General features: G+C 62.8%; 10 protein-coding genes. 5 read left to right on the plus strand and 5 right to left on the minus strand.

From position 1 onward, the window contains the following. On the minus strand, window positions 1–965 hold a 965-nt coding region (locus tag JHD07_RS23430), incomplete at its 3' end, for an acyl-CoA dehydrogenase family protein (RefSeq protein WP_291626327.1). Between the two features lie 58 nt (window positions 966–1023). Beyond that, complete coding sequence (locus JHD07_RS23435) at window positions 1024–2220, minus strand: CoA transferase (RefSeq protein ID WP_291626329.1); 1197 nt, start codon at window positions 2218–2220, stop codon at window positions 1024–1026. A gap of 209 nt (window positions 2221–2429) precedes the next feature. Here JHD07_RS23435 and dctP point away from each other — a divergent pair, with 209 nt between their 5' ends. The 5 genes from dctP to JHD07_RS23460 all read left to right on the plus strand — a co-directional run bounded on the left by dctP (window position 2430) and on the right by JHD07_RS23460 (window position 7269). Beyond that, window positions 2430–3428: a TRAP transporter substrate-binding protein DctP gene (dctP, locus tag JHD07_RS23440; RefSeq protein ID WP_291626330.1), complete on the plus strand. Its 999-nt coding sequence runs from the start codon at window positions 2430–2432 to the stop codon at window positions 3426–3428. A 6-nt stretch (window positions 3429–3434) separates the two neighbouring features. Further along, entirely contained in the window at window positions 3435–3986 is a 552-nt protein-coding gene (locus tag JHD07_RS23445) for a TRAP transporter small permease (protein ID WP_291626332.1), read from the plus strand. Then, on the plus strand, window positions 3986–5293 hold the full coding sequence (locus tag JHD07_RS23450) for a TRAP transporter large permease (protein WP_291626345.1): 1308 nt from the start codon (window positions 3986–3988) through the stop codon (window positions 5291–5293). The genes JHD07_RS23445 and JHD07_RS23450 overlap by 1 nt, the downstream gene beginning before the upstream one ends. Window positions 5294–5306: 13 nt before the next feature. After that, window positions 5307–6224, plus strand: a complete 918-nt coding sequence (locus JHD07_RS23455) for an SMP-30/gluconolactonase/LRE family protein (protein WP_291626334.1) — start codon at window positions 5307–5309, stop codon at window positions 6222–6224. 106 nt (window positions 6225–6330) lie between these two features. Further along, window positions 6331–7269: a tripartite tricarboxylate transporter substrate binding protein gene (locus JHD07_RS23460; protein WP_291626336.1), complete on the plus strand. Its 939-nt coding sequence runs from the start codon at window positions 6331–6333 to the stop codon at window positions 7267–7269. A gap of 532 nt (window positions 7270–7801) precedes the next feature. Here the strand turns inward: JHD07_RS23460 and JHD07_RS23465 are convergent. The 3 genes from JHD07_RS23465 to JHD07_RS23475 all read right to left on the minus strand — a co-directional run. Then, window positions 7802–8260: a hypothetical protein gene (locus tag JHD07_RS23465; protein ID WP_291626338.1), complete on the minus strand. Its 459-nt coding sequence runs from the start codon at window positions 8258–8260 to the stop codon at window positions 7802–7804. After that, window positions 8244–9158: a DUF2950 domain-containing protein gene (locus JHD07_RS23470; RefSeq protein WP_291626340.1), complete on the minus strand. Its 915-nt coding sequence runs from the start codon at window positions 9156–9158 to the stop codon at window positions 8244–8246. The genes JHD07_RS23465 and JHD07_RS23470 overlap by 17 nt, the downstream gene beginning before the upstream one ends. Then, window positions 9155–9518 (minus strand): tail fiber domain-containing protein (locus JHD07_RS23475; protein WP_291626342.1); only part of this gene is annotated, 364 nt, incomplete at its 5' end. The genes JHD07_RS23475 and JHD07_RS23470, both read right to left, overlap by 4 nt.

Raw genomic sequence — 9518 nt, forward strand, 5'->3', positions numbered from 1 at the left:
CCGGTGCCGAGATCCTTGACCAGTGCAGCTTCGGTCACCGGACTTTCGCCACGCTCCAATAGCCCGGCGATCGACGACGACATCCGGCGCAACGTGGCGAAGTGAGCCGCGAGCCGGCCGATCTCGACCGCCTGCCGCTCATTCGGCTCGCGGCCGATCTTGTCGACGAGTTCGACGAGAAGCCTGACATCCGACATAAAGCGATCCGGGCCGGCGCGCTCGAATGCCAACTCGCCCGTCACGCGCGTCCAACCTTCGCCGGGTTTTCCGATCATCATGTCGTCGGGAACGAAGCAGTTCTTGAAGAACACCTCGTTGAACTCGTGCCCTCCCGACAGGTTCATGATCGGCCTGATCTCGATGCCCTCCGAGCCCGTATCCACGATGAACTGGGACAAGCCTGCGTGCCGGTTCTCGCTGGGCGGCTCGGTGCGGGCCAGCACGATCAGGTAGTGGACACGGTGCGCGTTCGAGGTCCAGATCTTGGTACCGTTGATCACCCAGCCACCTTCCACCTTGTCCGCCTTGGTGCGGGCGGCCGCAAGGTCGGAGCCGGAATCGGGTTCGCTCATGCCGATGCCGAAATAGCACTCGCCCGCGGCAATCCTGGGCAGAATCAGCTCGCGCGCCCGCTCGCTGCCATGCTTGAGAATCTGCGGACCGGACTGCCGATCCGCGATCCAGTGCGCACCGCCCGGCGCGCCGGCCGCCAGCATCTCTTCGGTCACGACGAAGCGCTGCAGGTTGGAGTATTCGCCCCCGCCGTAGCGTTTCGGCCAGGTCATGCCGATAAAACCGGCCTTGGCGGCGCGCTTGCTGAACTCCGGGTCGAAAGTCGACCAAGATGTCCGGTGAGCGGCATAGCGGCCATTGTCTCGCTCCTCCTTCAGGAAGGCGCGGACCTTGCGCCGCATCTCGTCTGCTTCGGGCGGCAAGGTCAGAGATTCGAACCGGAACGCGCGCATTCAAGCCTCCATTCGTCGAAAGTCGTCGTCTGGCAGAATAGTCATCATCACCCCCGCCTCATCTGCTCTTGCCGCTCGGGGAAATTGTCTTCGGCACATGCATTCCGATCTCCGCGAGCAACTCGGCCGTATGTTCGCCCAGCCGCGGCGCATGGCGGCGGACCCGGAACGGCGAGGAGCTGAAGGACACCGGCGCCCGTATCGACTTGTATGCTCCCTCCGATGGATGCTCGGCACGGCTGAACATCCCGACCGCCTTCATGTGTTCGTCATCGGGCAGATCGGCGAGACCCAGGACGGGCATACAGGGAATGCTGACGTCGTCGCAGAACGACACCCATGCGGCCGTAGAATGCCGGGGGGCTTCCTGCTCGATGATCTCGTAGAGTGTCTCGAGGTGGGCCACCCGCTCGACCAGCGGAAAGAAGCGGGTGTCGGACTTCATTTCCGGCCGCCCCACGAAGTCGAAGAAGTCGCGCCAGTTGCGATCCGAATAGGGAAGGATGCACATATACCCGTCGCCGGTGCGAAACGGCTTGCGGCGCGGGCTGACGACGCGGGCATAGCCGGGGTCGCCGAGCGACGGCTCAAAGGCAAAGCCGAGCAGATGCTCTATATAGGCGAACTCCGCCGTGGTCTCGAACATCGGCACCTCGATGGCCTGCCCTCCGCCACCACGCTCACGCTGGAACAGGGCTGCCATCACCGAATAGGCGATCGCTTGCCCGGACAGCTTGTCGCAAAGCACCGTCGGCATGAAGGCTGGCTCCCCGCGCGCGACCATATGCAATGCAGCGAGCCCCGAGCCGGCCTGGATGATATCGTCATAGGCGGCCTTGTCGCGGTAGGGCCCCTTCTCGCTGAACCCGTAAGCGCCGCAATAGATGATATCGGGCTTGATGGCACGGACGGCCTGATAGCCGAGCCCGAGCTTGTCGATGGCCTTGGGACGCAACGAGTGAACGAACACGTCGGCTGTCGCAATCAGCTGGCGCAGCGCATCCATCCCCGCAGGCTGCTTCAGATCGAGCATGACGCTGCGCTTGTTGCGGTTGAGATGGAGAAAGCCGCCGGCCATGCCTTCATGGCGATTGGGCCGGTAGGTCCGGAACGAGTCGCCCTCTTCGCTCTCGATCTTGATCACGTCAGCCCCGAGATCGGCCATGATGTGCGTTGCAAACGGTCCCATGATCACGTTGGTCAGGTCGATCACGCGAATTCCGCCCAACGGGCCGTCTGCAGGGGTCGTGTCCATCCCGAAGCTCTCTCGTTCATTGGCCACCGCGGTTGGCGCGCGCCGCGCGGGACGTCCAACTTCTACGTGATTGCATTTCGATCAATACGGTTCGGCACGATCGCGCCAATTATCACATATGCGATTGATTATGCCCCATCGCTCTCTTGCTGGCGGGAACGCGATCAAACATAGTTTCGCCCAACCACAAAAAGACTTGGGAGAAAACAATGATCTCGACAAGCCGTCGCCAGTTTGCGGGCGTGATTGCTGCGGCATTTGCTTTGGCGGGCCTTGCAGCGCCAGCCGCAGCCGCAGAGAAATGGGATCTCTATATCTACAATCCAGTCGCGACGGTGGCAGCGGCCAAAGGCATGAGCGCCGTCGCCGAGCAGATCGAAAAGGACACCGGCGGAGAGCTGTCGGTCCGGCTGCATCTCGGGGGCTCGCTCCCGATCAACACCACCACCATCACCCAAGCCGTCAGCGACGACGTCGTCCAGATGGGCGACGACGGCTATTTCCTGGGCAACGTGCCGATCGGCGGTGTCCTGCGGCTGCCGATGCTGATCCGCTCTCTCGATGAATACAAGAAGGCGGCGGACATCATGGCGCCGTACCTGGAAAAGGCCTTCGAAAAGAAGGGCGTCCTGGTGCTGGGGCAATACCTTTATCCCTACCAGGTCGCATTCTCGAGCAAGAAGCTGACGTCGCTGGCCGACGTCAAGGGCCAGAAGATCCGCGTGACGTCGCCCGAGCAAGGTGAGTTCATCAAGCGGCTTGGCGGCGTGCCGGTCACGCTCGGCGCCCCTGAAGTCCCCTCCGCGCTCGACCGCAGCATTGTCGATGGCGTCCTCACCGCAAACACCGGCGGCGGAAATACCTGGAAGGACCTGCTCAAGTTCAATTACCGGCTCGGCATCAACTATTTCAACTCCGTCGTCATCGTGAACAGGGAGCGCTTCAATAAGCTGTCACCGGAGATTCAGGCCAAGGTCCGCAAGGCCGTCACCGACAACATGCCACTGATCACAAAGGCCATGGCCGATGAGGAAGACAACCTTAGCAAGAAATTCGCCGAAGGCGGCATGACGGTGACGGAGCCGCAACCAGGCGATCTCGACGTCGGCACGAAGGCGATTTCGGCCTATTGGGACGAATGGGCAAAATCGAAGGGGCCGGAAGCGGCGGCCGCGCTCAAGCAGGTTCGTGCGGCGCTCGGCCGGTAATCGATCATGGCTAGCAGCATGGAGATCAAGGAGGTGGCGCCTGATGGCGCCGTCCACTTCATCGACAACGTCTCATCGGGCCCCGGCCCGATCGAGAACGCCTCGGAAGCCGTCTGCGCGCTCATCCTGTTGGCCATGATCATCCTGATCGGTGCCGAGGCGATCGCACGCAATCTGTTCGCGACATCGCTCCAGATTACCGACGAGATCGGCGGCTATCTGCTGGTGGCCACGACCTTCCTGAGCATGTCGGTCGCGGAGGCACACGGGGCGTTTCACCGGGTCGAGCTGGTTCAGGCCCGCCTCGGACAATCCGCTCGGCTGGTGTCGCAGATCGTGTTCGACGTAATGTCGCTGCTCGCCTCCGCCTTGATTACCTGGCAGCTGACGCGCTTGGTCTTAAACTCGTGGCGCTCGGAGGACGTAGCGCCTACGCCGCTGCAGACGCCGCTGTGGATGCCGCAGACCACCATGGCCATCGGCATGTTCCTGCTCTGCCTCGCCCTTCTCCGAACCATCCTCACCAAGGCTCGCCGACTTCGCGGAAGTGCGCAGTGATGACTCCGGGCGTCGAACTGATCTTTGTCCTGGCGATCTTCGTCGGGCTGCTCTGCGTGGGAATGACGATCCCGTTCTCGATCACGGTCCCGTCTGTCCTGTATCTGCTGCTGCATGCAGGTCTGCCCGGACTGAAGGGCATCGGCCTCGTCAGTTGGGGCAGCATGAACAGCTTCACGCTAAGCGCGATCCCGCTGTTTATCCTGATGGCCGAGATTCTGCAGGAGAGCCGACTGAGCTTGCGGGTGTATCACGGCCTGTCCAAGCTGGTGTCCTGGATTCCCGGCGGCCTGCTGCAGACCAACATCGCAGGATGCGCCATCTTCGCGGCCATCAGCGGCTCGAGTGTGGTCACCGCCGCCTCGATCGGGCGGGTCGCGCTGCCTGAATTGCAGAAACGCAAATACAGTCCGCGCCTGTCCGCAGGCTCGCTGGCGGCGGGCGGCACGCTCGGCATCCTGATCCCGCCCAGCATCGCGATGATCGTCTACGGCACCTTCACCGAGACCTCAGTCGCCAAGCTCTTCATGGCCGGCGTGATGCCGGGCCTGCTGCTGACCGCCATGTTCATGGGTTATATTGCCCTACATGCGTGGTTCCGACCCGGAATCGCTCCGCGGGAAGTCGGCGCCCGATCGACGCGTGAACTGCTCTCGGCCCTGCTCGACGTCGTCCCCTTCATGGTTCTGATCGGCGGCACCATCGGCAGCATCTATTCGGGGCTGGTCACGCCAACTGAGGCGGCGGCGGTCGGCTGCGTGCTGGCGATGATGATCGCGGTGTTCTGGGGCGAATTCAGCGTCGCGATCCTCTGGCGGGCCTTGCAGACTACCGTGCGCGTGTGCGGCAACATCCTGTTCATCGTCTACGCCGCATTCGTGTTCTCCTACGCCATCAGCTATGCCGGCGTCGGCGAGCAGATCACCCAGTTTCTGGTCAATCTGAAGCTTTCCAAGCTGGAGTTCTTCTTCGCCCTGTTCGTTCTTTACACGGTGCTGGGCTGCCTGGTCGAAAGCCTCGGCATGATCGTGGTCACGGTGCCGCTGCTCTATCCGGTTCTGGTCCAGTACGGCATCGATCCGATCTGGTTCGGCGTCATCCTGGTGCTCTTCATCGAGATGGGCCAGATCTCACCTCCGATCGGCATCAACCTGTTCGTGATCCAGAGCATCTGGACCGGTAGGCTGAGCGACGTCGTCGCGGGCACGGTCCCGTTCCACCTGATCATGTTCGTGCTGCTCGGCCTGCTGGTGATCTTCCCCGAAATCGCGATGTGGCTGCCGTCGCAAGTCACTGCCGTGCCTTAAGCGAGATGCCCCGATGTATGCACCACCCGAAGAGATCAAGACCGAGGTCTTCGCCCGACTGCCAGACAAGTTCCGCCGCAAGGACCCCGACAATGCCTGGTCGCTGGTCAACCGCCGAGGACTGGTAGCGGATTCCTTCATCGAAGGCCCATCGTTCGACCGCGACGGCAATCTCTATATCGTCGACATTCCCTATGGACGGATCTTCCGGATCTCGCCGGCGGGAGAGTTCACGCTGGTCGCCGAATATGACGGCGAGCCGAACGGATTGAAGATCGCGCGCGACGGGCGGATCGTCATCACGGACTATCGCCACGGCCTCATGACGCTCGACCCGGCCAGCGGCAAGGTTAGCCCCCTGCTGGAGCGGCGCTGGTCCGAGCGCTTCAAGGGCGTGAACGATCTGATCTTCGCCGGCAACGGCGACATCTATTTCACCGACCAGGGTCAGACCGGGATGCATGACCCAACGGGCCGCGTCTATCGGTTGCGCGTGGGCGGAACACTTGACCAGATCGTCAACAACGTCCCCAGTCCGAACGGCCTCGTGCTCAACGGCAGCGAACACATCCTTTACGTGGCCGCCACCCGGGGTAACGCAATCTGGCGGATACCGCTGATGCCTGACGGAACCGCATCGAAGGTCGGAATCTTCATCCAGCTGTCCGGAAGCCTCGGCGGCCCCGACGGCCTAGCGATGGACGAGCAGGACAACCTCGCCATCGCTCACGCCGGTCTCGGCACCGTCTGGATTTTCAGCCGTCTCGGCGAGCCGCTCTATCGGGTCCGCTCCTGCCAGGGCCTCGCCACCACCAACGTGGCCTATGGTGGACCTGACAACAGAAATCTCTACATCACGGAATCCGAGACCGGCTGCGTGCTTGTCGCGCGCCTTCCTGTTGCTGGACGAGTCATGGCATCGCATCGATAGTGCCGGACCAGATTGGCAAGGTCAAAGACCGAGCAGCCCAAATCTATTTATTGCGAAGAAAGAAAGGACAGCCTTCATGTTGAGGAAGGTTCGAACGGCAATATTGATGCTTGGCCTGACCGCCTCGGGGGCCGCGATGGCCGCGTGGCCCGATGACAAGCCGGTCGAGGTCGTCGTCGGCTTCGCCGCGGGCGGCGGGACCGACGTCATGGCTCGCAAGCTGCTTCCCTTCGTCGAGAAGCGGCTCGGCGGAAACGCGCGGTTTGTCGTCCTCAACAAGCCCGGCGCCGGCGGCGAGATCGCGTTCACCGCGATCGCACGCGCTGCTCCCGACGCCTATGCGATGGGTGTGGTCAACGTGCCCGGCTACAACTTTCTGCCGATGACGCGAAAGACCCAGTACACCATGGATGAGATCCGTCTGGTCGCGCGCGTGGTCGACGATCCCGGTGTGATCGTCGTTCGCAACGATAGCCCGTTCACGACGCTCGCCAGCGTTGTCGACGCGCTGCGCAAGAAGCCCGGTTCGGTCACGTTCGGACATAACGGAGCCGGCACCAACGGCCATCTGGCCATCCGCATGCTCGCGAAGGCTGTCAACGTCGGGCCGAACGAGATCTCCTATCGCGGAACGGCAGCGCAAAGGACCGACGTCCTCGGCGGTCATCTCGATATCGGAATGGTGAGCCTGAGCGAAGTGCCGGAACTGCACGGCACCAACAAGGGCGAGCTCCGGGCAATCGCTATTCTGTCGAAGGCTCGTTCTCCGTCCTTGCCCGGCGTCCCCACCGCCGAGGAAGCCGGCGTTCCCGTCATCATGACTGCGGAGCGCGGTTTTGCGTTGCCGAAGGGGGCACCCGACGACGTCGCGAAGAAGCTGGAAACGGCGATCGCCGAGAGTCTCACCGATCCGGACTACGTCAAGAGCTCTCCGGGTGATGCTCCGGTCCTCGCCTTCATGCCCGGAGCCGAGTGGCAGAAGCGCCTCGACGAAGTGACGAAAAACTTGCAGCCGCTTGCGAGCGAACTCGCCGAGCCGAAATAGCTTCAGTCGACCAGAGCGCTCCGCTTGTGCCAATCCGTAACTGACCGCAGATCCTACGGAGGGTAGGTAGTCATTGAAATCGGGTGGCGTCGGGGGCCCCCTCGGCCTCCCCAAAAAGCTTAGTCGGGCATCCGCTGAGATCGACGATATGCCGTTCGTGCCGACTTCCGCTCATGGCCGTAACTTTCGACAACCCAAACCTGCTAGAGGCCGAAGCAGTCACCCTGTCGGCCACCAGACACCACTGATAAGCTTTCGCTGTTTTCCTTATCAATTGGCCGACTGACTCCATTTGCGACCAAAGCTTACCAGCCCGGGCAATACGGCCTTGTTCAGCCCTGTCGGCGACGGGCTGGAAGCATCCATGCGTACGGATGCAGGCGTGTCTGTCAAACCACGTTGATACCGCTCGCTTCATCAGGCGATGCCACGCGACATTTACCGCCCTCGCCACGTCACCTTGTGGGGATGGAATGCGCTGTTGCTAGTCCAAAAGCGGAAATCGCCGCGACCGGAAGCGTGTAAAAAGTGCCTATCTCAGCGAGATCTTGACCTGGCTGATATTGGCCGCAAGTTCGAGCCCCGCTTTCGGGCCTTGGAGCACGATGGTGACGCCCTTCTCGTTGCGGAGATGGACGCCGTTGGCGCCGCCGACGAGCGCAAAGCCGCCGCCAACGGAACTGTAGGTGCCGGCGAAGTCACTGACGTCGCGGATATCGGAGGCCCAGCCATCGAGACGGCCGACCGTGGCGCCGGCGGTGATGCCGAAGCTCAGGCCGGTGACCCTGAATGGATAGGTCTTGCCGCGATAGGTCAGCACGCCGCGGCCGGCGCCGCCGCCGAGCAGGAGGCCGGCCTTGACAATCTTGACCCGGACTTGGCCGGCGGCTTGCGCGAAGGATGGTGGCGGCGGCGCTATGAGCCCGAAGGCCAGCGGAAGAACCGCGATCCATCGGAGCACGCGCGCACGCCGTTCAGGGTTTTGCCGCATCGACCTTCTTCCAGGTCTCGTCGGGATCGAACAGCGTGGTCCGCTCGGCGATGAACTCGGTGCGCTTGCCAAGATCCTTCTGGTAGACGGTACCGGCATGATTGACCAGGAAGGTCATCACGCCGGAATTGCCGTATTCGGCAGGCCAGGCGATCAGGCCAAAGCCGCCGATCATCTTGCCCTTGACGACATAATTGAGCGCGCCGCCCGGCGCATCGCGGCCTTGTCCCTTGAGGATGCGGAAGTAGTAGCCGTGATAGGGCGCGGGCCCCACATCGCCTGCCTTATAGCCCTCCTTGGAGGCCTCGGCCGCCAGCGCGCCGAGCGGGCTCGGATCGCTGTCGTCGCGCCAGAACAGGCCGTCCTTCTTGCCGGGTGACGAAACGATGCGCTGGGCGTAGACGCCGGCGCCTTCACCGCGATCCTTGTCGGCATATTCGTTCTGCGCGTCGACATAGGCGAGCGCGGTCTGGATCGCGTCGAGCTCGTTGCGGCCGATGCGCCGGCGAAGCACCTCGATGCGCCCCTCGGCGGTGTCGAACTCCCAGCCAGCCTTGGTGTTGACCAGCGGAATCGGGAACGGGAAATCATCCGGCCCCAGCATCAGGGTCGCGGTCTTGTTGCCCTCCGCCTTGATGCCGTGCTTGACGTCGTACATCGAGGTGAAGCGCGCGCGGATATCGCTGTCGGCGACCTCGTCTCCGGACGAGACGATGTCTTCGGCGGCTCTGCCGAGCACTTTCAGGATATCGCCTGGCCCGCTCTTGACCGCGGCGGCGAGCGCGGCTGCCGCATCCTCCGGCGACTTGTAGGACTGCTGCGCTTGGGACGGATTTAACGGTGCCAGCGTCAGCAGGCCGAGCAGAGCCGCACGCCGAAGCCATTTCGGGCCGTTCATGGCATCACCTCCGCAGGGATCTTCGCGCCGCCGGCGAGCCAATTGCGATAGGTGCGGAATGTCAGGCCAAGCTTGTCGTAATAGACGCGCAGATAGCCGTCGTCGCCGCGGGCGACCGCGTCAGGCGCCACACGTTCGACCTCCTGTGCCATGACACCGACGTAAGCCCTGTCGCTGCCGATATAGCTGAAGCGGTAATAGCCAAGGCCGTTGGCGAGATGGCCCAGCAGAACGACATCGTGCTTCAGCGCGATATCGGAACGCCGGCCGCCGCCACCGCCTCCGCCTCCACCACGGAAGCCGCCACCACCATGCATGGCCATTCCGCCACCGCCGCCACGACCGGCAAAGCCTCCGCCG

The organism is Bradyrhizobium sp., from assembly GCF_016462955.1.
Lineage (GTDB): Bacteria > Pseudomonadota > Alphaproteobacteria > Rhizobiales > Xanthobacteraceae > Bradyrhizobium.

Bases quoted from the DNA above. Each gene is read 5' to 3' on its own strand.
- JHD07_RS23450 (WP_291626345.1), top strand. From the start codon at position 3,986: ATGACTCCGGGCGTCGAACTGATCTTTGTCCTGGCGATCTTCGTCGGG.
- JHD07_RS23465 (WP_291626338.1), bottom strand. From the start codon at position 8,260: ATGCGGCAAAACCCTGAACGGCGTGCGCGCGTGCTCCGATGGATCGCG.
- JHD07_RS23470 (WP_291626340.1), bottom strand. From the start codon at position 9,158: ATGAACGGCCCGAAATGGCTTCGGCGTGCGGCTCTGCTCGGCCTGCTG.
- JHD07_RS23455 (WP_291626334.1), top strand. From the start codon at position 5,307: ATGTATGCACCACCCGAAGAGATCAAGACCGAGGTCTTCGCCCGACTG.
- dctP (WP_291626330.1), top strand. From the start codon at position 2,430: ATGATCTCGACAAGCCGTCGCCAGTTTGCGGGCGTGATTGCTGCGGCA.
- JHD07_RS23460 (WP_291626336.1), top strand. From the start codon at position 6,331: ATGCTTGGCCTGACCGCCTCGGGGGCCGCGATGGCCGCGTGGCCCGAT.
- JHD07_RS23435 (WP_291626329.1), bottom strand. From the start codon at position 2,220: ATGGACACGACCCCTGCAGACGGCCCGTTGGGCGGAATTCGCGTGATC.
- JHD07_RS23445 (WP_291626332.1), top strand. From the start codon at position 3,435: ATGGCTAGCAGCATGGAGATCAAGGAGGTGGCGCCTGATGGCGCCGTC.